Source organism: Leucobacter exalbidus (genome assembly GCF_017834145.1).
GTDB lineage: Bacteria > Actinomycetota > Actinomycetes > Actinomycetales > Microbacteriaceae > Leucobacter > Leucobacter exalbidus.
The window spans coordinates 1,522,069-1,546,321 of record NZ_JAFIDA010000001.1 but is presented as its reverse complement, the minus strand read 5'-3'; the positions used below and the strand labels follow the sequence as shown (position 1 = coordinate 1,546,321).

22 protein-coding genes, 1 tRNA gene and 1 pseudogene are annotated in these 24,253 nt (G+C 64.9%); 16 read left to right on the top strand and 8 right to left on the bottom strand.

The genetic code is table 11. From position 1 onward, the window contains the following. Nucleotides 1-2: 2 nt before the first annotated feature. Nucleotides 3-248, bottom strand: coding sequence for a MoaD/ThiS family protein (locus JOF28_RS06945; RefSeq protein ID WP_209705101.1), 246 nt, complete (start codon nucleotides 246-248; stop codon nucleotides 3-5). A gap of 125 nt (nucleotides 249-373) precedes the next feature. Between JOF28_RS06945 and JOF28_RS06940 the strand changes: the two genes are divergently transcribed. Together JOF28_RS06940 and JOF28_RS06935 are read left to right on the top strand one after the other, a co-directional pair. Next, a complete protein-coding gene (locus JOF28_RS06940; protein ID WP_209705100.1) occupies nucleotides 374-1,600 on the top strand; it encodes a ThiF family adenylyltransferase in 1,227 nt (408 codons plus the stop codon). Beyond that, nucleotides 1,597-2,010, top strand: coding sequence for a molybdenum cofactor biosynthesis protein MoaE (locus tag JOF28_RS06935; protein WP_209705099.1), 414 nt, complete (start codon nucleotides 1,597-1,599; stop codon nucleotides 2,008-2,010). Before JOF28_RS06940 ends, JOF28_RS06935 begins: the two co-directional genes overlap by 4 nt. Before the next feature lie 62 nt (nucleotides 2,011-2,072). On the opposite strand, the gene JOF28_RS06930 is transcribed toward JOF28_RS06935, so the two are convergent. Both JOF28_RS06930 and moaA read right to left on the bottom strand, forming a co-directional pair. Continuing rightward, nucleotides 2,073-2,732: a pentapeptide repeat-containing protein gene (locus JOF28_RS06930; RefSeq protein WP_209705098.1), complete on the bottom strand. Its 660-nt coding sequence runs from the start codon at nucleotides 2,730-2,732 to the stop codon at nucleotides 2,073-2,075. A 51-nt stretch (nucleotides 2,733-2,783) separates the two neighbouring features. Further along, on the bottom strand, nucleotides 2,784-3,896 hold the full coding sequence (gene moaA / locus JOF28_RS06925) for a GTP 3',8-cyclase MoaA (RefSeq protein WP_342452108.1): 1,113 nt from the start codon (nucleotides 3,894-3,896) through the stop codon (nucleotides 2,784-2,786). 238 nt (nucleotides 3,897-4,134) lie between these two features. Here moaA and modA point away from each other — a divergent pair, with 238 nt between their 5' ends. From modA to JOF28_RS06885, 8 genes are all read left to right on the top strand, one after another. Beyond that, entirely contained in the window at nucleotides 4,135-4,902 is a 768-nt protein-coding gene (gene modA, locus JOF28_RS06920) for a molybdate ABC transporter substrate-binding protein (protein ID WP_209705096.1), read from the top strand. A gap of 86 nt (nucleotides 4,903-4,988) precedes the next feature. Beyond that, nucleotides 4,989-5,882 (top strand): ABC transporter permease, encoded by an 894-nt coding sequence (locus tag JOF28_RS06915; RefSeq protein ID WP_245189897.1) that lies wholly within the window; start codon nucleotides 4,989-4,991, stop codon nucleotides 5,880-5,882. Further along, on the top strand, nucleotides 5,879-6,739 hold the full coding sequence (locus JOF28_RS06910; protein WP_209705095.1) for a sulfate/molybdate ABC transporter ATP-binding protein: 861 nt from the start codon (nucleotides 5,879-5,881) through the stop codon (nucleotides 6,737-6,739). The genes JOF28_RS06915 and JOF28_RS06910 overlap by 4 nt, the downstream gene beginning before the upstream one ends. Before the next feature lie 70 nt (nucleotides 6,740-6,809). Then, entirely contained in the window at nucleotides 6,810-8,213 is a 1,404-nt protein-coding gene (locus tag JOF28_RS06905) for an ATP-binding protein (protein WP_209705094.1), read from the top strand. A gap of 10 nt (nucleotides 8,214-8,223) precedes the next feature. Further along, nucleotides 8,224-10,032, top strand: coding sequence for a tetratricopeptide repeat protein (locus tag JOF28_RS06900; protein ID WP_209705093.1), 1,809 nt, complete (start codon nucleotides 8,224-8,226; stop codon nucleotides 10,030-10,032). A 33-nt stretch (nucleotides 10,033-10,065) separates the two neighbouring features. Further along, nucleotides 10,066-11,442, top strand: coding sequence for a molybdopterin molybdotransferase MoeA (locus JOF28_RS14815; RefSeq protein WP_342452107.1), 1,377 nt, complete (start codon nucleotides 10,066-10,068; stop codon nucleotides 11,440-11,442). A gap of 95 nt (nucleotides 11,443-11,537) precedes the next feature. After that, the gene (gene mobA / locus JOF28_RS06890; protein ID WP_209705092.1) at nucleotides 11,538-12,188 is read left to right on the top strand and encodes a molybdenum cofactor guanylyltransferase; all 651 of its coding nucleotides are present in this window, start codon (nucleotides 11,538-11,540) and stop codon (nucleotides 12,186-12,188) included. Nucleotides 12,189-12,238: 50 nt separating this feature from the next. Beyond that, a complete protein-coding gene (locus tag JOF28_RS06885; RefSeq protein ID WP_209705091.1) occupies nucleotides 12,239-12,565 on the top strand; it encodes a DUF6457 domain-containing protein in 327 nt (108 codons plus the stop codon). Nucleotides 12,566-12,709: 144 nt separating this feature from the next. Here JOF28_RS06885 and JOF28_RS06880 read toward each other — a convergent pair whose 3' ends face one another. The 3 genes from JOF28_RS06880 to JOF28_RS06870 form a co-directional block, all read right to left on the bottom strand. Beyond that, nucleotides 12,710-13,438: a CE1759 family FMN reductase gene (locus JOF28_RS06880; protein ID WP_209705090.1), complete on the bottom strand. Its 729-nt coding sequence runs from the start codon at nucleotides 13,436-13,438 to the stop codon at nucleotides 12,710-12,712. 81 nt (nucleotides 13,439-13,519) lie between these two features. Further along, nucleotides 13,520-13,960, bottom strand: a complete 441-nt coding sequence (locus tag JOF28_RS06875) for a MarR family winged helix-turn-helix transcriptional regulator (protein WP_209705089.1) — start codon at nucleotides 13,958-13,960, stop codon at nucleotides 13,520-13,522. Between the two features lie 50 nt (nucleotides 13,961-14,010). After that, complete coding sequence (locus JOF28_RS06870; RefSeq protein WP_209705088.1) at nucleotides 14,011-15,198, bottom strand: CE1758 family FMN-dependent luciferase-like monooxygenase; 1,188 nt, start codon at nucleotides 15,196-15,198, stop codon at nucleotides 14,011-14,013. Between the two features lie 359 nt (nucleotides 15,199-15,557). Here JOF28_RS06870 and JOF28_RS06865 point away from each other — a divergent pair, with 359 nt between their 5' ends. The 3 genes from JOF28_RS06865 (at nucleotide 15,558) to JOF28_RS06855 (ending at nucleotide 20,403) form a co-directional block, all read left to right on the top strand. Further along, nucleotides 15,558-16,976 (top strand): hypothetical protein, encoded by a 1,419-nt coding sequence (locus JOF28_RS06865; protein ID WP_209705087.1) that lies wholly within the window; start codon nucleotides 15,558-15,560, stop codon nucleotides 16,974-16,976. Between the two features lie 344 nt (nucleotides 16,977-17,320). Further along, the gene (locus JOF28_RS06860) at nucleotides 17,321-18,172 is read left to right on the top strand and encodes a helix-turn-helix transcriptional regulator (protein ID WP_209705086.1); all 852 of its coding nucleotides are present in this window, start codon (nucleotides 17,321-17,323) and stop codon (nucleotides 18,170-18,172) included. Nucleotides 18,173-19,086: 914 nt separating this feature from the next. Beyond that, nucleotides 19,087-20,403, top strand: a complete 1,317-nt coding sequence (locus tag JOF28_RS06855) for a hypothetical protein (RefSeq protein WP_209705085.1) — start codon at nucleotides 19,087-19,089, stop codon at nucleotides 20,401-20,403. Nucleotides 20,404-20,540: 137 nt separating this feature from the next. Here JOF28_RS06855 and JOF28_RS06850 read toward each other — a convergent pair whose 3' ends face one another. Then, nucleotides 20,541-21,743, bottom strand: coding sequence for a pyridoxal phosphate-dependent aminotransferase (locus tag JOF28_RS06850; RefSeq protein ID WP_209705084.1), 1,203 nt, complete (start codon nucleotides 21,741-21,743; stop codon nucleotides 20,541-20,543). A gap of 191 nt (nucleotides 21,744-21,934) precedes the next feature. Here JOF28_RS06850 and JOF28_RS06845 point away from each other — a divergent pair. The 3 genes from JOF28_RS06845 (at nucleotide 21,935) to nusG (ending at nucleotide 23,183) form a co-directional block, all read left to right on the top strand. Further along, nucleotides 21,935-22,007 (top strand) — tRNA-Trp (locus JOF28_RS06845). Nucleotides 22,008-22,061: 54 nt separating this feature from the next. Further along, the gene (gene secE / locus JOF28_RS06840; RefSeq protein ID WP_209705083.1) at nucleotides 22,062-22,334 is read left to right on the top strand and encodes a preprotein translocase subunit SecE; all 273 of its coding nucleotides are present in this window, start codon (nucleotides 22,062-22,064) and stop codon (nucleotides 22,332-22,334) included. 42 nt (nucleotides 22,335-22,376) lie between these two features. Then, the gene (gene nusG / locus JOF28_RS06835; RefSeq protein WP_209705082.1) at nucleotides 22,377-23,183 is read left to right on the top strand and encodes a transcription termination/antitermination protein NusG; all 807 of its coding nucleotides are present in this window, start codon (nucleotides 22,377-22,379) and stop codon (nucleotides 23,181-23,183) included. Between the two features lie 117 nt (nucleotides 23,184-23,300). Here the strand turns inward: nusG and JOF28_RS06830 are convergent. Next, a pseudogene (locus tag JOF28_RS06830) lies at nucleotides 23,301-23,999 on the bottom strand (endonuclease domain-containing protein); the annotation flags it as partial. Between the last annotated feature and the right edge of the window lie 254 nt (nucleotides 24,000-24,253).

Here is a 24,253-nt window from a genome sequence, read left to right as displayed (position 1 = left end):
GGTTATCCTCCAGCGAAAGGGGGGAGCACATCAACGGTGAGACCCGAGCGGCCGATGGGCCCGTCATCCTTGCGCACGACGCCGTCGACCAAAAAACTGCCGGCCCGCAGCACCTGCGACATGGCGGCGCCGTACTTCTCGGTGAGCTCACCGCGCAGCTGCGCCAGGGTTTCGGCCTCCCACAACTCTTCTTCGAGCCCGGCAGCCTCGGCCGCGGCCGCAAAATAGCGAATGGTGATCTGCGACATGCTGCCATGCTATCTGGTGCCGCAGACGCCCCGCACGGTAATTGGGTGCGAGGCTGCCACCTGCAGCGTTCGCCGCCCGCCACTCACAACACAACCTGCCCCGCGAACCCGCGTAGGATCCCAGTATGACCGAACGCCAACACGCAGCGCCCGGCCCGGCGGTGCAGCCGGGGCCACCGTTGACGGCCGAACAGCGGGCCCGCGCCGAACGGCAGCTCAGTCTGCCCGGCTTCAGCGACGACGCCCAGCGCCGGCTCGCCAATGCACGCGTGCTGATCATCGGCGCGGGCGGGCTGGGCAGCGCGAGCGTGCCCTACCTCGTGGGATCTGGGGTGGGCTCGGGCGCGGGCTGCATCGGTATCCTCGACGACGATGTGGTCGAGCTCTCGAACCTGCACCGCCAGGTCACGCACCCCACCGCGAACCTTGGCAAGAGCAAAACCGATTCCCTCGCCGAGGCAGCAAAGAATCTCGACCCCGCTGTCAACGTCGTCACCCACACGCTACGCCTCACCGCAGACAACGCGCGTGAGATCTTCGCGGGCTACGACCTTGTCATCGACGGCAGCGACAACTTTCCGACGCGCTACCTCGCCAACGATGCGGCCCAGCTCGCGGGCATTCCGCTCGTGTGGGGCGCGCTCTTGCAGCATCACGGCCAGGTGGGCGTCGCCTGGCACGCGCACGGCCCCGGCTACCGCGACCTCTTTCCCACCCCGCCCGAGCCGGGCACGGTGCCCAGCTGCGCGGTCGGCGGCGTGCTGCCCGGGCTCTGCGGCACGGTCGGCTCGCTGCTCGCGACCGAGGCGCTCAAGGTGATCACCGGCATCGGTGCTCCGCTCATCGGGCGGGTGCTGGTCTACGACGCGCTCGCCGCCCGCACCCGCGAAATTGGGTACGCCCGCGACCCGCAGGCGGCCCCCGTGACGCAGCTCATCGACTACGAACTCTTCTGCGCGGGGCCTAACGCTGCGCAAGACGTCGAGCCCGAGCGCATCACCGCCACAGAACTCGCCGACCTCTTGCGGGCGGGCGAGGCCCCCGCGCTGCTCGATGTGCGCACCGCCGAAGAGCGGGCCGCATCACGCATCACGGGCGCGATCGGGGTGCCACTCGCTGACATTGAAGACGCCGTGGCCGCCGGATCCCCGCTGCCCGCGAGCCTTGCGGCCTTGGTCGCTCAGGCCGCGCAGCACGGCGACGCCCCGCTCATCGTGCACTGCGCCCGCGACCCGCGCTCGGTGCGGGCGGCCCAGCTGCTGGCCCGCGGCGGGGTGCGCACGCGCGTGGTGACGGGCGGTATTTTTGAGGTTGCCGAGGTGGCACCCGAACTGATTGAGAGGAACGCATGAGCGAGACGCTGGCCCTTGTCTCTACCGAGGTCATCGACGAGGCCGCCGTGCGCGCCGCGGTCGACGGCCCCGACGCGGGCGCGGTCGTGATGTTTCACGGCATCATTCGCAACCACGACGGCGGCGAATCGGTGACCGCCCTCGACTACTCAAGCCACCCCGACGCCGAGACGTTTCTCGCCCGCGTGGTCAATGAAGAGCGCGAGCGCACGGGCATCAGGCTCGCCGCGGTGCACCGGGTGGGCGCGCTCGGCATCGGTGATGCGGCCCTCGTCGCCGCGGCCGCTTCGGCGCACCGGCGCGAGGCATTCGACGCGATCGAACGCCTCGTGGAGCGCATCAAACACGAGGTGCCGATTTGGAAGCGTCAGCACTACACCGACCGCTCATCTGAGTGGGTCGGGCTGTAATCTTGGCCCGCTGACTGAGCAGGGGCCGTGAATCTGGGGCGATCCGGATCAGCGGGCAGCTCTCAGCCCGCGACCTGAATGCCGATCTGCGCCGCAAACAGCGGCGCGAGCTGCGTGATTTGGTAGTCGCTCATGGTGGCTCCGCGTAGCCCCTCGAGGCCCACGATTTTGCGCATCAGCAGGCCGCGCAGATCAGTGTGCTTGAGAGTGGCCCGCGTGACATCGAGGGTGCCCACCTCGGTGTCGACGAACGACACCCGATTGGTTTTGGCGCCGCCCAGATCGATTTCGTCGATCGTGCAGTTCGTGAAGAGCACGTCTTGCACGGAAGAAGCGCGCAGGTTCACGAACCCCAGCTTGCAGTTGATGAAGTGCATTGAGTGGAGGCTGGATTCGGCGAAGTCGGCGAATCCTAGGCGCGAGGACTCGATGGTGACGTCGCGCCACCGCGACCGCAGCGCCTGAAACGTGGGGGCGTTGAGGCGTTCGAAGCGGCTCTCGATGATGCCCGCGGCGCGCAGATCGAGCTTGTCGCCCGAGGTGAGCGAGAGGAACTCGCACTCGGTGAAGGTGACGCCCTGCAGGTCGCGGCCCTCGGCATTGGCCGCCTCGTAGCGTTGCCCCTCGTAGTACTCGTGGGCCTCAACCGCGTCAAAGTCGCCCGGCTCGAGGTGCGCCAAGCGCGGGGTATCGATTTTGGGGGCGTGGGTCTGGCTCTGCACTGGTGATTTTCCTCAAACTGGTGGTGGGGCGTGAGCGCAGTGTGCGCAACATCAGCCGCCGATGTATGACATTTCGATGCGCTTGCGTGACCCCGGGGTGAGGGCCGCGCGCTGCTCAGAGTAGTTGTCGTCGCGTGTGCGCCAGCGGCCCGAGAGCACCTCGACGAGTTCGGCGTCGCTCGCGCCGTCGCGCAGCACCGCGCGCAGATCGTACCCCGATGACGCGAACAGGCAGGTGTAGAGCTGCCCCTCTGCCGAGATGCGGGCGCGCGAGCAGTCCCCGCAGAAGGCTCCGGTGACGCTCGAAATGACCCCGATCTCACCGGCGCCGTCAGCGTACTGCCACCGCTTCGCGGTCTCGCCCGGGTGCGTGGGGGCCGCGGGCTCGAGGGGATAGCGCTCGCTGATGCGGCGCACGACCTCAGCCGAGGGCACCACATCATCGAGACGCCAACCGTTCGTCGCGCCCACATCCATGTACTCGATGAAGCGCAGCACGTGGCCGGTGCCACGAAACTTCTCGGCGAGCGAGAGAATCTCGTCATCGTTGACGCCGCGCTTGAGCACCGTATTGATTTTGACGGGGCCGAGGCCGGCCTCTGAGGCAGCATCGATTGCGGCGAGCACGCGAGAAACAGGAAACTTGACGTCGTTGATGGCCTGAAAGCGCTCCTCGATGAGCGAGTCGAGCGAGATCGTGACGCGCTTGAGGCCCGCGGCCTTCAGCGCCGCCGCCTTCACGGGCAGTGCCGAGCCGTTCGTGGTGAGCGCGAGATCGACGGGCTCACCCTCGGGCGTACGAATCTGGGCCAGCTTCTCGATGAGCTCCTCGATGCCGCGGCGCAGCAAAGGCTCACCGCCGGTGATGCGCAGCTTGCGCACCCCCAACTGCACCGAGGCGCGGGCGAGCCGCTCGATCTCTTCGAAGGTGAGCAGCTCGTCGCGCTCACGAAACTGAAAATCGCGGCCGAAGATTTCCTTCGGCATGCAGTACACGCAGCGAAAGTTGCAGCGGTCGGTGACCGAGATGCGCAAATCGCGCAGAGGGCGATCGCGGGCATCAACAAGGTTGACCCCGGGCGATGCGGCGGCGGCCGATGACCCCGGCACGCGACCGGTCGGGGGCAGCACCCGAATAGGGGGCAGTGCTTGACTCAAGGTCACCTCCGTGGTGATGTGCGCGGGCGCTTACGGTACTTAACGACGCTCGCGTGTGCGGTGCTTGCGCGTGAGCGGGTGCTCACGGTGTGCGTGCAGCTGCGAGCGTGTGCTCCCCAGCCTATGCCGCCGGGGTGTGAGCTGCGAGTTCGTGCGCGGTGCGTGGGGGATTCGGTAGCGTTACTCACGTCGACTGGGTGACTGCCCGGCTGCGGCACACCGGGGCGGCGAAGGAGAACACAACATGGGTGCACGCGCATCGAAGGCGCTGCTGGCGATCGTGGCGCTCGCCGCCGTGGGGCTGGGGGGCTGCTCGGCGCAGTCTGGTGCGGGCGCGCCCGTCACGATCACGGTGGCGGCAGCGGCGTCGCTGGAGAGCCCCTTTACCGAGATCGTGGCGCAGTTTGAACGCACGCACCCGGGCATCACGATCTCGTCGACGAGCTACGACGGCTCATCGACGCTCGCCACCCAAATCCTTGAGGGGGCACCCTTTGACGTGTTTGCCTCGGCCGACGACCGCAACATGCAAACGGTGATCGACGCGGGGATGGTACAAGAGGCCGACGTCTTCGCGACGAACACCCTCGAGATCGCGGTGCCCGCGGGCAACCCGGCCTCGATCACAGGGCTGCAAGACCTTGCGCGTGACGAGGTTTTGACGGTGCTGTGTGCGCCAGAGGTGCCATGCGGAGCCGCTTCTGAGCAGCTGCTCAAGCTGGCGGGCGTTGAGGTGAGGGCCGCGAGTCTCGAACAAAACGTCACGAGCGTGCTGCAGAAGGTCGCAGCGGGCGAGGCCGACGCCGGGCTCGTCTACCGCACCGACGTGCTGCGCGACGACGCGGTCACAGGTATCACCACCACTGGCGCCGAGAACGTGGTGAACAATTACCCGATCGCGGCGCTCGCCAGGTCCGATCACGCAGACGCGGCGCAGGCGTTTGTCGACTTCGTGCGCGGCGAAGACGGGCAGCGCCTGCTTGTAGATCACGGCTTCGGGCCGGGCGCCTGAGCTGGCGACCGCTCACCTGCGAGGGCGACGCAGGGAGCCAACGAAACGCATCATGTGCGCCGATGTCAGATATGTTGTGAAGCGTGATGAGTGAGACCAACCGCGGCACCGTGCGCGCCGCGCACAAGCCCGGGTCGAACGGTGCCCGCTCGCGCGCATCGCGCACGTCGCATCGCCCCGCCGACACCGGCGCCAACGCCCCGGCCCTCGCGCTCGCCCCCGCGGTGCTCGGCATCGCCCTGCTGATTCTGCCCCTCATCGCACTCATCAGCCGCGCCTCGTGGAGCACGCTGTGGCAAGACATTACGAGCGAAACCGCCCGGCAAGCGCTGGCCCTCTCACTCGGCACGGGCCTCACCGCGACCGCACTGTGCGTGCTGCTCGGGGTGCCCCTCGCCCTCGTCATCGCCCGCTCGGGCCCTCGCACCTCACAGCTGCTGCGGGCGCTCGTCGCGGTGCCACTCGTGCTGCCGCCCATGGTGGGCGGCGTGGCCCTGCTGTTTCTGTTTGGGCGCACGAGCCCCATCGGGCAGATCATCGATCAATTGTGGGGCGTCACTCTGCCGTTCTCCACGGCCGCCGTGGTGATCGCGCAGGCGTTTGTCGCGCTGCCATTCTTGGTGCTCTCGGTCGAAGGGTCGCTGCGCACCACGGGGGCCGCCTACGAGCGCACCGCCGCCACCCTCGGCGCGGGCCGCTGGATGGTGCTCACCCGCATCACCCTGCCGCTCGCCGCCCCGGGCCTGATCGCGGGCGTCATCTTGTGCTTCGCGCGCGCAATCGGCGAATTCGGGGCGACCGCGCTGTTCGCGGGCAACGCTCCGGGCGTCACCCAGACCATGCCGCTCGCGATCTATACGGCGTTCAACGGCGCCGGATCAGGCCGCGAACCCGCCGTCGCCCTCTCCCTGCTGCTGCTCGTCACCGCCGTGCTCGTGCTCGTGAGCGTGCGGGCCTGGCGACCGGGAGCCCTGAAATGAGCGGCAACACGGCTGGCGATACCGCCGGCAACAGCGCTGGCTTTGCGTTGACCGCGCAGCTGTGTGTGCCCCGGCCCGAGTTTGATGTCGTGGTCGACCTGCGGGTAGAGGCGGGCGAAACTCTCGCGGTGATGGGGCCGAGCGGGGCGGGCAAATCGAGCGTGCTGCACGCCATTGCCGGCATCGAACGCCTCACTGAGGGGCGCATCGTGCTCGGCGATCGTGCGACGCCGGCACCAAGCGGGGCAGCCGCCGCGACCCCAACGGTGTTCTCTTCTGCGTCGCCGACCGCGACCTCTGCCGCTTCAACATCCGTGCTCGCCGACGCCGCTGCCGGCATCCACCTGCCCCCGCACCGCCGCGCGATCGGTATGCTCGGGCAAGACCCCCGCCTGTTTCCCCACCTCACCGCGCACGGCAACATCGCCTTTGGGGCCCGCGCTGGAGGCCTCTCCAAACGCGCCGCCGCCGACACCGCAACCGAGTGGCTTGAACGGCTCAAACTCACCGAGGTGAGCGGGCAACGACCGACCGAGCTCTCGGGCGGGCAACGCCAGCGCATCGCCCTGGCCCGCGCGCTCGCCGCAAGCCCCCGCCTGCTGCTCATCGATGAGCCCTTCGCCTCGCTCGACGTCGAGGCCGCGGCAGACGTGCGCGAGCTGGTGCGCGAGGAGCTCGCCCGCACCCGCACCACGGCGATTGTGGTCTCGCACTCGGCGGTTGACGCGGTCGCCCTCGCGCACCGCCTCATCGTCATCGAGCAGGGCCGCATTGTGCAGCAGGGCGCGGTGCGCGAGGTGCTCGCGGCCCCGGCCACGAGGTTTGTCGCGGCGGTCGCGACCACGCTGCCCGCGTGAGACACTAAATCTCGGGCGCCCTGCACCACGCATCACCCACCAAAGCCCCGCAGCACCGCCGAGGAGTCCCATGTCTGACCTCATCACCGCGCTCTCTGCTGCGGTCACCGCCGACCCCGAGTCGCTGCCGCTGCGCCTCCACCTCGCCGAGCTGCTGCTTGCGCACGGCGACCAGGCGCGCGCCGTGGCCGAGCTGTCACAGGTGCTGATGCGTGACGGCGCGAACGCGCGGGCGCAAGAACTGATGCGCCAGGCACTGGCGATGCCGACGGCGGGCGAGGCAGGATCCGGATCAGCAGCCGCCGTCCCCGCCGTCCCCGCCGTCCCCGCCGTCCCCGCCGCGCCCGTCGCCCCGCCAGCGCCATCGGCGGGGGAGCCCGCGATAGATCCCGCCGCCGCTCAGCCCGAAGCGCCCGTTGATCCGGAGTCACCCGCTACGCCCGAGACGCCTGCTCCGGCAGCTGGCATCGATTGGGCGCGGCTCGAGAGCGAGCTCGACAGTGTGATCGAGCCGCCGTTTGTGGGCAGTGAGCCCGGTGATGCGCAGCGCATCGAGGTCGCGGGTGACGGCACCGACGATGGCACCGACGAGGCGCCCGAGGCTCCCGATGTGACGCTCGCCGATGTGGGCGGGCTGCAGCACGTGAAGGATCGGTTGCGGGTCGCGTTTCTTGACCCGATGCGCAACCCCGAGATCGCGAAGGCGTTTCAGAAGAATCTGCGCGGTGGGTTGCTGCTGTACGGGCCTCCGGGAACGGGCAAGACCTTTATTGCGAAGGCGATCGCGGGCGAGCTTGGCGCCAAGTTTTTGACGGTGACGGTTGCCGATGTGCTGAACTCGTTTATCGGCGAGAGCGAGAAGAATGTGCAGCGGCTGTTTGCGCGTGCTCGCAAGCATGCCCCGTGCGTCTTGTTTATTGATGAGCTCGATTCGATCGGCGGCAAACGGTCGATGTATGGATCGAATGCGACCTGGATGCTCGGCGTCGTCAACCAGCTGCTCACCGAGATGGACGGCGTGGGTAGCAAGAACGACGGGGTATTCGTGCTCGCCGCGACCAACCATCCGTGGGATGTCGATGATGCGCTGATGCGCCCGGGCCGCCTCGACCGCGTGGTGCTCATCACCCCGCCCGACGAACCGGCGCGCGTCGAGATTCTGCGCGGGGCCCTCACCGGGCGCCCGGTCGCGGGCATCGATCTGGCCCAGTTGGCGGCCCGCACCCACGGGTTCTCGGGCGCCGATCTTGACCACCTTGCGACGACCGCGGCCGAACGGGCGATGGCCGATTCGATCGCGTCGGGGCAGGTGCGCCCCGTCACGATGGCCGACTTTGATGCCGCGCTGCGCGAGGTGCAGCCGAGCACGGGCGGGTGGATGCAGAGCGCGGTCAACGTGGTCACCTTCAGTAACGCCGACGGCAGGTACGACGAGCTCGAGACCTACCTGACTCGGGAGAAGTTCATTCGGTGAGCGGGCAGCAGTGAGTGAGCAGCCGCGGCCCGCCAGCGAAGCATCCAACGAGCAGATTGTCGGCGTCAGCCTGAAGCACGCCCAAATGCTGGCGGCGCAGGGGCGGCATGACGAAGCGCTCGAGGCACTGAACCCGGGCCTCGCGGTGAACCCCTGGAGCGCCGAGCTGGGCGGCACCCGCGCCTGGCTACTGCTCACGCTGTGGCGCCTGGATGAGGCACAGCAGACCTTCGAACAGTTACTGGGGGCACACCCCGAACTGCACGACGCCCGGCGTATGCTCTCGATCACGCTGCAGCGGCAGGGTGATCTGGGCGCCGCCGAACGCACCATCCTGGGGTGTTTGGCCGCGGCCCCCCACGAGCCGCTGCACCGGCTGCAATACGCCCGGGTGTTGCTCGCCATCTCGGCCGAGCCGCGCGACAGCCGCGGAAACCACGTCAACCGGGGCAACCGCAGCACGCGCACGCTGCGCAACACCGCCCGGCAGCAGGTCGATCAGGCCCTCGCGCTCGCCGCGGGCGACGCGGCGGCATACGAAGAAGCCGCGCATGTGCTGTGGAGCCTGGGCAAGCCGCGCGAGGCACAAGACATCGCGGCGCGCGCACTGGCCGAGGCCCCCGAGCACGCGGGGCTGCTCACCCTGCACGCCGGGCTGGTCACCGCGAACGCGGCCCGCCCCGGCACCGTCAACGCGCACCAAGAAGCGGTGCACGCGACCGAAATGGGCAAGCTGCTCGCCACCGACCCCCAACACCGCGACGCCCGCACCGCACTGTTCGCGCAGCTCTGGCACCGATCGATGACCCGCATCGACGCCCCCGTCTACCTCATCGCGGTGGCCGCGATGGGCATCATGTTTGGATTCCCGGGCACCGCCGCCGCCCCCAGCGGCGTCGCGCTGTGGTGGGCGGTCGCTGGCGTATTCGGCGGCGTGCAATGGTTGCGATACCGGGCGGCGGGGCAGCACGTGGCCCGCGGTTTTCTGCGCAGCATCGCCGGATCCCGCCCCGTCGACCGCGCCCGCGTGTGGGGCGAACGAGCAACGTGGGTCGGGCTGTTGCTGTGCGGAGTGGTCGCGTTTGTGGTGCGCGACGCGGTCGCGGTGCGCTGGGTGATTGTCGCAATGTGTGCGCTGGTGCTGCTCGCATTCGCCTGCTCACTGCTGTGGCAGCTCGGCTATCACGCGCGTGCCCGCCAGTTTGAAGGGGCGTCGACAGACCGTGCCGCGGTGGTGCGGCTGAGCCGGCACCGCCGCGAGCTGGTCGCCGTGGTGGTGCTGCGGTGCCTGAGCGTGTTCGCCCTGTGGGCGCTGTTTGGGGTGGTGCGCGCCGCCTCGGGGCTCGACCACAGCCGCAGCGACGTGGGCGCGGTGGTCGGTTTGGCCGCCTCGGGCATGGTGCTCTCGCCGCTCATCGGGTGGGCGCTGACGTGGGCCACCGAGCGCCGCGCACGCCGCAGCCTCGACGCGGCCATTGAAGTGGGGGCCGAAGCCAAGCCACCAGCCAAGTGGTCGCCGGTGCTCGCCGCCCTCGTCGCCGTGGTGGCGGTGCTGGGGTTCGTGGGGGCAGCGGCATCTATCCCGGTGCTGCCCAATATGCATGACAGTGTGGGGCGGTACGCCGATCCGGAGCCGCCCGTGGGCGACGATGGCAGCGACGGCACAGAAGAAGAGCCCGCCGAGAAGGCGTGCTCGGGCCGCACCGCCTCTCGGGTGAGCTGCCAGCTCGACCGCATGCGAGAACGCGCGAACACCCCCATTGAGATTCCGCAGATCGAGATCCCCGAGATCCCCGAAGTGGTCATCTCTGAGCGCTAGGCCGTGGCACGTGAACCGGGCATACTTTCAAGTGTGGAAGAACAGGTGGCCCCAACGCCCGCAGCACCCGCAGCGCCAGACCCCGCGCAGGCCGTCGCGGTGACACCCGAAGCGCACCTCGCCTGGGTGCTTGCGCGCATGACCCAGATCGCTCCGCGGCTGCTGCCCCTCGAAGACGCGCTCGGCACGGTGCTCGCCGAAGACGTGCGGGCCGCGCACCCGCTGCCGCTGTGGGCCAACTCTGCGATGGACGGCTATGCGGTGCGCTCGGGCGACACGAGCGGGGCGACGCCCGAGCAGCCGGTCGCCCTCACCGTGCTGGGCGAGGTCGCGGCCGGGTCTGACTGGGATCCGCACCTCAACCCGGGGGAGTGCGTGCGCGTCATGACGGGTGCGCCGCTGCCCACCTCAGCCGACGCCGTGGTGCGGGTCGAACGCACCCGCGGGGACCGCGAGCGCGCGGCCTCGTCCACGCATTCGGCGTTGGCCCCCGCACACGCACGCTCCGAGCTCGCCTGGGCCGACCACACCGTGCAAATCACCGAAGCGGTCACCCCGGGCACCGATGTGCGCGCCCGCGGCGAAGACCGCGACGCCGGCGATCTCGTCGCCCGATCCGGCGACTCCCTCACCGCGGCACGGGCCTCAGCGCTCGCCGCAGCGGGCATCGCCGAGGTGCTCGTGCGCGAGGCCCCGAGCGTTGCGGTGCTGGTGACGGGCGCCGAACTGCAGCCCTTGGGGGCGCAGCTGTCGCGCGGCCAGATTCCCGAATCTAACTCGCTGCTGATGCGCGGGCTGCTCGCCGAGTGTGGCATCACCCGGGTGCACGTGGCCCGCTGCCCCGATGACGAGGCCACGGTGCGCGCGCAGCTCGCAAAGCTCGGTGCCACCCACGACCTCGTCGTCACCACGGGCGGGGTGGGGCCCGGAACCCGCGATGTCATGCGCATCGTGCTCGCCGACGAGCCCGAGGTGCGGGCTGTGCGGGTGGCGGTTCGACCGGGGCAACCCCAGTGCACGGGGCGGCTGACGGCGGGCGCCTGGATCTTCGCGCTGCCCGGCAACCCGGTGAGCGCGGCGGTGAGTTTCGAACTGTTCGTGCGGCCCGCGCTGCGCACCATGCAGGGCTGCGCTGACACCTCGCGGCCCCGCCTGCGCGCGACCGCGGCGGCAAGCTGGCGCGGCGCGACCGGGCGGCTGCAGGTGTTGCCGGTGATCTTTACGCAGGATCCGGAGCCTTCGATCGCCCCCGCAGCGAGCGAGCTGCGCTGCCTGCCCGCGGTGCACGCGGGGCGCGTCTCCCATTCGGTCGGTGGGCACGGAGCGGCCGAGGGTTATGCGCTCGTCGGCCCAGAAACGGGCGACGTGCACGAGGGTGATCAGGTCACCGTGATCAGGGTCGTTGCGTGACGCGGGCATCATCTGTGGCGTCAATGCGGGTATTGCGGGCGAATATCGGGCATAGTTGAGCTAGCGATGCTCATTGACAGTGACTGGAGACATCGATGCATGCAGCAGGCCCGGTACGCGCTCACGGTTCACGTGGCGACGCACCCTTCGATGTCATCGTGCTCGCCGGGGGCCGCGCATCACGGCTCGGCGGCGTCGATAAGGCCGCGCTGAAGCTCGCGGGTGAACGGCTCGTCGACCGTGTTGTGCGCGCCAGTCGTATTGCGGGCGCCAGCCGCATCATCGTGGTGGGCCCAGAATCTGCGGGCACGGGCGCCGATGTGGTGTTGCGCGAAGACCCCGAGTTTGCGGGGCCGCTCGCCGGTATCGCGGCCGGCATCGTGGAAGTCACCGCCGCACAGGTGTGGGTGCTCGCGTGCGATCTTGAGTACCCCGAGCGCGTGTGCACCGTGCTCGGCAAGGATCACGCCCGGGCGCAGGCCGAGGGGCGCAGCGCGGCCGAAGCCGACGGTACCCTGCTCGTCGACAGCGCAGGCCGTGCCCAGTGGCTGGCCGCCAGCTACCGGTCGGCCGCCGTGGCCGAAGCCTGCGCGGGGCTCGGCGATGGGGTCTTGAACGCTCCGGTGAAGCGGGCGCTCGCGGGGCTGAAGCTGCGCGAGCTGCATGTTCCGGCGGCGCTGGCAGCCGATATCGATACGCCCGAGTCACTGGCCGAGGCCAGGCGGCGGGCAGATCAGCCGGGCTAGCAGCCGCGCTGCTGCTCGACCGTTTTGCCGCTCAACCGAAGGGAATCACCATGGCCGTTCACCTGCCCCCAGAGGCACTCGACGAATGGCTGGTTGCGGCCGCTGAAGAGCTGGGTCTTGAACCCGAAGAGGTCTCGATCGCGACGGTGCTGAACGTGGCCAAACACGTGGCGCGCGGGGTGGCCCGGCCGGCGGCCCCGCTCAGCACATTTCTGATGGGGCTCGCGCTGGGTCGGGCCTCGGCCGGGCAAACAACAGCCGAACCGGGTGAGCTCGAACGGCTCGCCGCGCTACTCAACGAGCGCGCGGCCCGCTGGGACGCGGAGCACACGGACCCGGCTGAACCCGCCGATCAGGCTGACCCCGCGACCGCCTAAACCGCGAACGAAACCGCGAGCTCATGCGAGACCTAACTCGGAATAAGGGGCTCGTTATTCCGACTTAGCCGGATAAGTCGGAATAAGAGGTTCGTTATTCCGACTTAGCGGGATAACTCGGAATAAGACCACCCCTATTCCGAGTTATTTGCCGCCCGTGGCCAGGCGCATCAGGTCGGTATCGAACTCGATGCCGAGCTCGGTGCCGCCCGCGCTGCCGTAGGTGTGCTGGTAGCTGTTCCATGCGTTGCCGCGCACCGTCTCGCGGAACCCTGCCTGCGCAAGCGCGAAGAGCTCGGTTGCCTGGCGGGTGATGCGGCCGCCCAGCTCTGAGCTGGTCCAGTCATCGGGGGCCGCGAAGATCGACGTGGGCGTCGTGATGGTGCGCAGGTAGGCGAAGACGCCGCGCAGCTGGTCATCAACCACGAGTGCGTGGCGGGGGCTGCCCGCGGTCGCCGCGAGCGCCACCGGGGTGCCGATGAGCAGATCGTTGTCGAGCACCTGGAAGAACGAGGTGAACAGCCCGCTCGCGCCCGCCTTGTACACCGGGGTAGCGGCGACGATGGCGTCGGCGTCGCGCAGAATATCGCTGGCCGCCTGCAACTCTTCAGAGACGTGCTGCGACACGAGCGCGGTCGTGATATCGGCGGCGAGCAGCCGCAGGTTGATGACGCGAATCTGGGCTGCGCGCCCCTGGCCCGCGGCGAGGGTCGCGAACTTGTCGGCGACGCGCTGCGCAAGCATGGTCGAGGTCGAAGGGTCGCTCGTGCCCGCGGTCACCACAGCGAGGGTGAGGGGCTGCTGCGAGGCAGCGGGCGTCTGAGCGGGCTCAGAGTTTGCGGCGGGCAGGTGTCCGTCGAGTGGTGCGTTCATGCTGGTCTCCTTCAAAGTCTGTGCGCGGCGGGGCGATAGGCGCGGCCGGCTGGGACCCCGCAAGGCCGGATCCGGATCAAATTAAGCAATCATTTTGCGGCAGAGTCGCTCGAGCTCGAGCAGCTCGTCATCGGTCAGTGAGCCGCCGACCTCGCGGGTGACGCTCTTGGCGTGGGCGCGGCCCACCTCGCGCTGGATGGTCGTGCCGGCCTCGGTGAGCGAGATGCGCACGGCACGGCCATCGGTGGGATCTTCGGCGCGTGAGATGAGGCCGCGGGTGACCAATCGGTCGACCATGCGTGACAGGGCGGGCTGGCTGAGCAGCACCCCCGACTGCAGTTCGCTGAGGCGCAGCGGCTCATCGGCCTTCGCGAGCGTGTAGAGCACGTCGTACTCGCGCATGCTGACCTCGCTCCACATGCCCTCGCCGGCGAAGCGCTGCGTCATCGTGGCGTGGGTGGTCATGAGGGCTTCCCATGACTGGTTGGCGCGGCGCACATCTGCGCGAGAGGGGGTGCTCATTGGTGGCTCTTTCGGGTTGGGGTGGGCGGCGTGCCTGCCGGGCCGCGGGGCTACTTCAGCCCGAAGGCGGCTCCGCGCAGCGCGGGGGAATCCTGGTAGGGGGATCCTCCGGTGACGTTGTCGCCACGGTTCGCGTTGGGGCGGGGCTGGCGAGGTTCGGCGTCGCCGTACTTTGCACGTACTAGGTTCTCATGAGTTGGCGTCGAGGGCACCTCGGGCCCGCGCAGAGCGGCGAGCTCGCGGCGCAGCACCGGAATGACCTCGCTGCCGAGCAGGTCGAGCTGCTCAAGCACCATCTTCTCGGGCAGGCCCGCGTGATCGATCAAGAACATCTGGCGCTGGTAGTCACCGAAGATCTCACGGAACGAGAGCGTCTTGTCGATGATTTCTTGCGGGCTGCCCACCGACAGCGGGGTCTGGCGCATGAAATCTTCCATGCGGGGGCCGTGACCGTAGACGGGGGCCTCGTTGAAGTAAGGGCGGAACTGGTCGAGGGCATCTTGCGACTTCTTCGCAATGAAGGTCTGGCCGCCCAGCCCCACGATGGCCTGGCTCTTGGTGCCGTGGCCGTAGTGCTCGAAGCGCTCGCGGTAGAAGTTGATGAGGCGCAGCGAGTGCTCGCTCGGGGCGAAGATGTGGTTCGAGAAGAATCCGTCACCGTAGTACGCAGCCTGCTCGGCGATTTCGGGGGTGCGGATCGAGCCGTGCCACACGAAGGGGGCGACATCGTCGAGGGGGCGGGGCGTCGAGGTGAAGCCCTGCAGCGGGGTGCGGAAGTTGCCGTCGTAGTCGACGACGTCTTCGTTCCAGAGGCGGTGCAGCAGGTTGTAGTTATCGAGGGCGAGGGGCAGCGAGCTGCGAATGTCCTTGCCGAACCAGGGGTACACGGGGGCGGTGTTGCCGCGGCCGAGCATCAGGTCCATGCGGCCCTTCGCGAGGTGCTGCAGCATGGCGTACTCTTCGGCGATGCGCACGGGATCGTTGGTGGTGATCAGCGTGGTGCTCGTGGAGAGCTTGATCTTCTTGGTGAGGGCTGCCACGTATGCGAGGAACGTGGTGGGGCTCGAGGAGAAGAAGGGCGGGTTGTGGTGCTCACCGACGGCGAACACATCGAGGCCCACCTCTTCGGCGTGCACCGCGATGCGGCTCAGGCCGGTGATGCGCTCGGCCTCGCTGGGCGTGTAGCCCGATACGGGGTCGCGGGTGACGTCTGAGACCGAGAAGATTCCAAATTCCATGATGTGTACTCCGTATATTCCGAGGGCTTCGTGTGCGCCTGCGTGGTGATGGGCTGCGGTGGTGCGAGTTCCGCGCCTGCAGTTATATGCGCTTGCATGTAAATATAACACAGAAGTGCCTGGGGTATTCCCTGAATGTGGGAGGAGTTTTGGGTGCGCATCGGGTGCGTATCGGCGTGGGTGGGTGTTCAGGGTTGTGCAGGGTTGGGGGATGGATGACCTTGGGAGGCCAATGATTCAGCGGAAGTTGGTGGGCTGAACAGCTGGAGGCCTCGAGTTGGGCAACATTTGCCGCGAAACGTCTCGCCGCCGTGGGTAGTCTTTCGAGGCAAATGTTCAGTCGCCTTGAAGGGGGAGTCGTGGAGAAGCACATCGTAGGGCCCGGTTGGGCACGGAAGGTATCGGGCGGCCTGGCCGGCATGCTCGTTGCGGGGTTGGTGCTGGGTGGAATGACGCCCGCGCTGGCCAATGATGATCTCGCTGCGGTGACCACGGTCGAAGCGGTCGAGTACGCACCTACTGATACAGAATTCACGGAGGTGCTCGGCGGGGACGAAGGCGTCATCTCGCCCGAGGTTTCGATTGGTGCTGAGGTGCCCGAGGCGCTCGGGGCGCCCGTAGTGCCCGGGGACCCCGGGGAAGATGCCGCCGTTGGCGAAGATGGAGTGGCTGCCACCGAGGTCGATGACGCGTCAGGTGCTGAGGCAGCAGCGGTGCCCGCTGCTCCTGCTGCGCCGGCCCCCAGCCCCGCGGCACCGCGAGCGGAAAAGGTGGTCCCGAAAGCCGGGCTGCCGGGGGCGGTGACCGACGCTATTACGTCAAAGTGCACGGTGACGTTGACGATGCCCAAGACTATTAAAGTGGGGCAGAGTTTTCAGTCGTTCCACGTGAATACCAACGGAATACAGTGCTTGGACCGGTTGAAGATTGCGCTGCGTCGCACGAGTGACAACGTAGTTCTCAATACCTGGAGTATTTATGGCGAAGATAGTGAATATCAAAGCGGTCGAATCCCGTTGACACTGCCCATGCCCTACCACCTTGAGGGTGTTATAAAGGGCAACATTGCCGGAAAATACGCCGTTGAGATTTCAGATCGACACCTCGACGGTAATTGGGCCGATGCCAATAATCTCGACTGGCAAACCGACTTTCCCACGGTCAAGGTCGTGAATGGTGTGGTCGATGTGCGGGCCGCTGCCTCCGCGCCAATCAAGCTCCAGCGCGAGGTGGGCGGCGTTCGCATAACGAGCACGGTGCAGCGCTATGACGCGGGTAGCGACGTCAAGGTCGGGATGCCGAATACTCGGGTTGCGCTGCAGAAGAAGAACTCGGTGGGTAAATGGGTTACCAAGAAGACGGTGACCACGAACTCCAAGGGCAAGTACAGCACGCTGATTAAGGACTCGAAGAAGGGAACCTGGCGCGCGGTAGTCTCGGCAAATTTGTCGGCGTTTGCCGTTACCTCGGGCGCGAAGAGCGTGGCGAAGAAGAGCTCAGGTAAGGCAAAGACCAAGATCTCGCGGTCTTACGATTACATGACACTCACGGGCGCGGTGAAGATCAATGCTGGCGGCGGCTACTACAAGGCCCCGGCGGGCGTGAAGGTGCGCGTTCAAAAGAATAAGGGTGGTAAGTGGAGCACGTTCAAGACCGTTAAGACGAACTCTGCGGGCAAGGTGAAATACACGGCGAGCAAGAGCGGTAGCTACCGCTTCGTGGTGAAAGCATCGAGTACCTATAAGTCATCGACGTCCTCGGCGAAGAAGTTCTACTAAGCCTTTTTGTGGCTGCCAGGGTTTCCCTGCCGTACCGCTCAATGCGCGGTACGGCGGGGAAATATCGCTTTTGCGGGACAATCCGGCCAATGGATGCAGTTCTTGTGTCATATTGCGCAAGTGCGCCATGCGTTGCCTAGAAAGCTGAAAGACTAGGTACAGCTAAACCATGGTCTATGTGCTGTGGGGCTTGTGGGTTGAAGTATTGGGAAAAACTTACAAGAAATAAGCAAAGGGGCTCGGGGATGCAAGGTCGGGAACACGCGAGATCTGTGCGTCGTTCGAGACGACGCGAGCTCGTGCCATTTCAACGTATGGCGTTCAGGTTTCGCGGCGAGAGTGACGTGAGACAGAACGTCGTCTTTCAGTCGTACCTTGCCGCAGCCAATATTAGTTTTCGTGAGATTGATGCCTCTACCGGGCTCGCCGCACGCATCGTCCAGTTTCCACAGCTGACTGTTGCGCGGGCGCGCTTGCCGAAATCTACGATCGAGTGGCCGCGAGATGCGATGTCTCTCGATAGGGGCCTCATCCTCATCGCGCCCCACAACAAGTTTTCGATCGAGGGCGAGGGTCCAATCTGGCGGGCCGCCCCCGGGCTGTTCTTTGTGCCTCCGGGGGATAGCTTCATCACGTTTCGGGCCACGGAGCCGATCGAAGATCTCGTCTATATCAACGCGAGCACCTCGGTGATTCGGGGCCTTGTGCTCCCTAAGTGGCGTGGCGAGCAACACCCCGGCGATGTCAGCGGAGAGGCCCTGGCCCCGCTGCTCGCGTTTGTGAACTCGCTCTGCGAGACCACGCTCGAAGACATGGCGCAGGTGGTGCCACTGCAGCTCGTGGCCGGCGAAGTGTTTCGGGCACTTGTGCAGTTAGTGACCAAAGAAGCAGCAAGCTCAATGACCACCTTTGATTTTGCGATGCAGGTGATTAAGCGTGAGTATTCCAAGCCGCATTTGGTGGTCACTGACATTGCGGGGGCGGTCAATGTGTCTGAGCGCACCCTGCACTCGGCCTTTGCTGAGCGAGACACTACCGTGATGACTGAGCTGCGAGTCATGCGAGCCCGAGCGGCTGAAGAGATTAGAAAACGTAACCCCGGCATAACGCGAAATGACCTCGCGAAAGCGGCAGGATTCGGCTCTATTTCGTCGATGGTGCGGGCGATGAAGGAACCTTCGGCTTCAGAAGTGTGACCTCGGGACCCCAAACGGGTCGCGGCCTGCAGTATGTGAATCGGTTCCCGCAATTGGCGTCACACCGGGCAAATGCAGTGACATACTTTATGCATAGGGTCTGAATGGTTCGCGCGATAAAAGCGCAAAGCATTCTCGCTGAAATCGAGATGGAACGCAGGCAGCTGCGATTCCGGCAGATCCAAGACTTCCCGATGCTCAGTAGTTCCCCCTACTAGAATCGGGAATTCCCCAGTAGAGCCCCAAGCCTTGGCCTGGGGCTCTACGCTTTTCTAGCTGGTATGGCGAAATGCCATTTTCTTGAATGGTCATGGTGTTCCCTCTTGGGAAATGCTCGACGTTGTGGCGACAGCAGCGTGAGCCAGCCCTGGCGTAGCGGTAGCACTTCCCGCATCGGGGCGTTCAGTCTCCGCAAATAGGCCCGGCACCACGCGCAGCAGTGGCATCCTGAAGCTGTTACTCGGCGAAAGCGCAACGGCGCGCATTCGTTGAAATCGGTGAGGCGACAGGCGACTGAAACCTCAACCGATCTACAGCTTCCCGAAGTCTCAGCGGTCCCCCTGCTGATGGCCTTGGGGATCCCCCAGTAAAGCCCCAAGTTCACGCTTGGGGCTTTGCTCTTTGGCGTGAGCATCAGGCTCTAGCTGAGCGGTGTAGCGGAATTTGTGGCGCATTGCTTGGAGATTTTCTCCCCAATTACGACGAAGATCTCGTCCGTTTGGCCGATGCGCGACATGCGTGGCTTTTAATAATCTGGGTGATAGCCGCACTGGCCCAATGGGTGGGCCGGTCGGAATCATTGGGGGAAATTTATGGAGCAACAACGCATATCCAAATCGCGAGCAAAGGCGCTTTCGGGTGGACTCGCTGGATTGATGATCGCGGGGTTGATGCTCGGCAGTGTGACACCCGCGATGGCAGACGAAGATGTCAACGGCACTTCGGCGATCGAGCAGACAGAAGTTGTTTCCGTTGATGAAGTGATCTCGCCCGAGGTGGCGGTCGAAGCTGAAGAGGCTGAAGCTTCGGAAGAAATCGATTCGCCTGAAGTCGTTGTGACTGAAGACGATGCGACGGAGCTTCCCGTTGACGTGGATTCGAATGATCCGGCGCCAGAAGCAGAAGGGTCGACGGCCGCACCGGTCGTTCCTGCTGAAGAAGAACCTGTTGCTCCCGAGTTGCCTGTGGCGCCAAAGTCGGCTCAGCAGAAGAGCGCTGCGCCCAGCGTGAAGGTCGAGGCTCCGGGCCCTGTTGCTGATGCGATTACGAAGAAGTGCACAGTGACGCTGACGATGCCGAAGACTATCAAGGTCAGCCGCGAAAATCAGGCATTCCACATCGGTACCAAGGGCACGAGCTGCCTGGACCGTGTAGAGATTACACTGCGTCGCGCCAGCGATAATCTGGAACTCGATAGCTGGAATATCTATGGATCGGATAGCCAGTACCAGACCGGCCGCGTGACTAAAGAGCTCCCCAGCTCGTACTGGATCAATGGCAATATTGCCGGCAAATATGTTGCAGAAGTATCGTCGCGATCACTCAACTACTCGTGGGCGAACAGCAACAACCTCAGCGCGTGGAGTGACTACCCCACGATTAACATCGTGAACAAGACCGTCGACGTGCGCGCGGCTGCTTCCGCGCCGCTCAAGCTGCAGCGTGAAATCAGCGGAGTTCGTCTCACGAGCACCGTGACCCGCTTTGACGCGAGCAACAATAAGATGATTGCCCTCCCCAACCGCCAGGTTTCGCTGCAGAAGAAGAACTCTGCGGGCAATTGGGTAACCAAGAAGACGGTCACCATGAACTGGAAGGGCAAATACAGCACGCTGATTAAGGATTCTAAGAAGGGCACCTGGCGGGCTGTCTTGCCGGCGAACTCCTCGGCATTTGGCGCCACGTCAGCGGCAAAGTCTGTGGTCAAGAAGTCATCGGGTAAGGCGAAGACCAAGGTTTCTAACGAGTACGTCTATAACTGGAGCGGCCCAAGCTACTACCAGGGCACCGTGAAGATTAACGCGGGTGGCGGTTACTACAAGGCTCCCGCTGGCGTGAAGGTGCGCGTGCAGAAGAAGACGAATGGGGCCTGGAGCACCTTCAAGACGGTGAAGACGAACTCTGCGGGCAACGTGAAGTACGCGCCCACGAAGAGCGGAAGCTACCGCTTTGTTGTGAAGGCATCGAGCACGTACAAGTCCTCGAAGTCTTCCTCGAAGTCCTACTACTAGGCCTGCAGCAAAGCTCATGCTGCTCGGGTGACCCGCGGCGGGCATGAACTCATAAAAATGCTCCCTAGGTGATTGGTGCTGAAGATTTCAGCCCAACCGCCTAGGGAGCATTTTGTGTCGGCGTCGAGACGCCAGAACTACGCGCCGAGCAGCTTCTGAATGCGCTGGATGCCCTCTACGAGAGCCTCGTCGCCGAGGGCGTAGCTGAAGCGCAGGTAGCCCGAGGGGCCGAACGCCTCACCAGGAACCGCGGCAACCTCTGCCTTTTCGAGGATCAGGTCAGCGAGTTCGAGCGAGGTCGTGGGCGTTACTCCCGCGATCTCGGTGCCCAGCGCGCCAGTCACGTCGACGTACGCGTAGAACGCGCCCTCGGGCGTGGGGCAGTGGAAGCCTGGCACCTTGTTGAGCTCGGTAACGATGAGCTTGCGGCGGCGGTCAAATGCGAGGCGCATCTCTTCGATGGGCTCCTGCGGGCCATCTAGCGCAGCGGCAGCAGCAATCTGTGCAACATTGTTGATGTTCGACGTCATGTGTGACTGCAGGTTCGCAGCACCCTTGATGAGGTCTGCGGGGCCGGCGATCCAGCCGATACGCCAGCCGGTCATGGCAAAGGTCTTCGCGACACCGTTGACGAGCAGCGTGTTCTTCGCCAGCTCGGGCACGGCCTCGACGATGGAAACGGCGCGCACTCCGTCATAGGTGAGGTTCTGGTAGATCTCATCGCTGATGACGAACAGGTCGTGCTCGAGTGCCCACTCGCCGATCGCCTTCGTCTCCTCGGGCGTGTAGACCGCGCCGGTGGGGTTCGAGGGCGAGCAGAAGAGCAGTGCCTTGGTCTTGTTGGTGCGCGCGGCCTCAAGCTGTGCGACGGTGACCTTGTAGCCCTGATCTGAGCCAGCGAATACCTCGACGGGCACGCCGTCGGCGAGCTGAATCTCTTCGGGGTAGCTCGTCCAGTACGGCGCGGGCAGGATGACCTCGTCGCCAGGGTTCAGGATCGTCTGAAAAGCCGCGTAGACGGCGTGCTTGCCGCCGTTCGTGACGATGACCTGGCTGGGCAAGATGTCGAGACCCGAGTCGCGCTTCGTCTTGCGCACGATCGCTTCGCGCAGCACAGGCAAGCCAACGGCGGGGGTATAGCGGAAGTTCTTCGGGTTGTTGAGGGCCTCACGAGCCGCGTCCACAACGTGGGGAGGCGTGGGGAAATCGGGCTCGCCGGCAGCGTAGCTAATCACCGGGCGGCCTTCGGCCTGGAGCGCCTTTGCCTTGCCGTCAACCTTGAGGGTGGCGGACTCGGCGATGGCTGCAATCTTCTTTGAGAGACGAGTGTTTTGGGTCACGCCACGATCCTACTTGAGCACGCTGGGCGCGCTGCAGCTGAGGGCTGCGACACGCGCGGAAGTGGGCGTGGCAAGTCGGTCAGTTCGACATCGAGGGCCGTATCGCGTAAAGTGATTCGAGGTAGTTGACGTCTACCAAACTTTTTTGCGCCCAAGGGTGCAATAGAGTGTGACAGGACGTCAGTCTCCAGAGGGTGGTGGCTCAATTGGTAGAGCAGCGGTCTCCAAAACCGCAGGTTGCAGGTTCGAGTCCTGTCCGCCCTGCAGATCCCGCCGGGCGTCCGACGTGCCCGGTGGGGCAGATGAAAGGACACCCGAGTGAGCAGCACTGAAATCGAGGAAGGCAATGGCCCCGTCGAGCGCGCCAAGTCCGATCGTGCTGCAAAGCGCAATCTGTTTAGCCGCATCGCGTTGTTCATTCAGCAGATCATTGCCGAGCTCAAGAAGGTCGTAACTCCGACCCGCAAAGAGCTCATCAATTACACGCTCGTGGTGATCGCATTTGTGGTTATTATGATGGCTCTCGTGTGGGCCCTTGATCAGGTCTTCGGGTTTGTCACGCTATTTATCTTCGGAACGCCTCTTAGCTAGTTCAGCGCGTCCGTTTCATTCGAGCTAAGGAAAGCACTACAGATGACCAGCGAGAACAGCAACAACCCTGAGGCGAACCTCGACGCGGCTCTCGACGCGCTGGTTCAGTCTCCTGATCCCATCGCAGATGCAGCGGTCGAAGACGCCCTCGTGATTGACACCGAGGAAGAAGCGGTGGCCGCGGCCAACGCAATCGTTGATGAAGAGTCGGAAGAAGAAGCCGAATCTGAGATCGACCCCTACAAGGCTTTCAAGAAGGATCTGCGTCGTCGCCCCGGTAAGTGGTTCGTGATTCACACCTACGCCGGTTACGAGCGCAAGGTGAAGTCGAACCTCTGGAACCGCCGCGAGGTCATGGGCGCTGTAGATGACATCTACGAGATCCAGGTCCCCATGGAAGATGTCATGGAGGTCAAGAACGGCCAGCGCAAGATGGTCACCCGCGTGCGCATCCCCGGTTACGTACTCGTTCGTATGAACCTCAACGAGACCACTTGGTCTGTCGTTCGCCACACTCCCGGTGTGACCGGCTTCGTGGGCAACGCTCACAACCCGGTACCGCTGCGCATCAACGAGGCCTTCGAGATGCTGAAGAGCACCGTTGAACTTGAGGTTGTTCCCGGCACCGGCAAGAGCATGGCAGCTGCCAATGCTGCCGCTCAGGGCAACATCGAGATCGACTTCGAGGTCGGCGAGACGATCACGATCAAGTCGGGCTCCTTCGAGGGTCTCCCCGGCACGATCAGCGAGATCAACGCTGCTGCGGGCAAGCTCACCGTGCTGGTGTCGCTGTTCGAGCGCGAGACCCCGGTCGAGCTTGGTTTCGACCAGGTCACCAAGATGGTCTAAGTCTTCGACTGCTGACGAATGCCTCACTCTACGGAGTGGGGCATTTGTCGTTTCTGGGGCCCGGTTATAGTGCGTTTTAGGCGCCAAGTGAAGGCCTCGTGACACGACTGCGAGGATGAGGCTTTCGGCGCTATTCCAATCGTGAACCACCTGGGCGTATCCGAGGCGAATGACGTAGTAACCGCGCTTCAGAAGCTCCGCGTCGTGTATCCGATCTGACGTGCGCTGTACTCCCTCATGTTGTCGCCCGTCGATTTGTATGACGAGGCGATCGCCGATGAGGAAATCGACGCGGTGGCCGTGAACCCAAGATTGTGGCCGGATGGGAACTCTAAGCCAACGCAACCGGGTTCGAAATAATGATTCGAGGCCGGAGTCAGCTAAAGGCGTGCATTCCGCGAGCACACTGCGAGCGCGACCAGAGAACGGTAGCGAAGTCAGAGAAGAGTAATCGATCAGACCAGATTGCAGTGCTGAATCCCAGATCGCTAGGGCTTCTTCATGGGGTAGGCAGCCCGCAACGCAATCGAGTGTGTTCTCCAAATGGTCGGCGAGCAGATCGGGCGGGCGGGGCACGATGGGTTTACGCCAATGTATAACCCCAATTGAGTGGTCAACGTGTGTGCCCAGAGTGCGTGGCGTGACATGGAGGGCATCTGTTTTGAGTGTCCAGAGTTTTAGCCGCGCTGCCTGGGTTGCGCACGTGAGAATTACTCGATGTCGCACTGCGAATAACAGTTCGGGGTTCGCATTCGGCAGTGCAACCCATCCCCGAATCGGTCGTATGAGTGAGCCCTGCTCGATGGCTTGTTTCATTCGATAGTGCGAATGTCCTCGGCGCAAAAGTCTTTCGGAGCGAACGATGCCGCCGAACACACTCATATCGGACAGAAGAGACATGTTCCCATGGTGTCTCGGGCTTTGGTGGCATGGGGGAGTGCCGAGCAAAGTGTGGATAACTTGCTGTATTTCCTTGCATGGGACTTCGGGGAGCGCATCGGTGTGTACGTGCGTGCGGGGTGTGCCCGGGGAAGTGTTGGCAGAGGGCCTGTCATTTCTGCTTGGCTCAG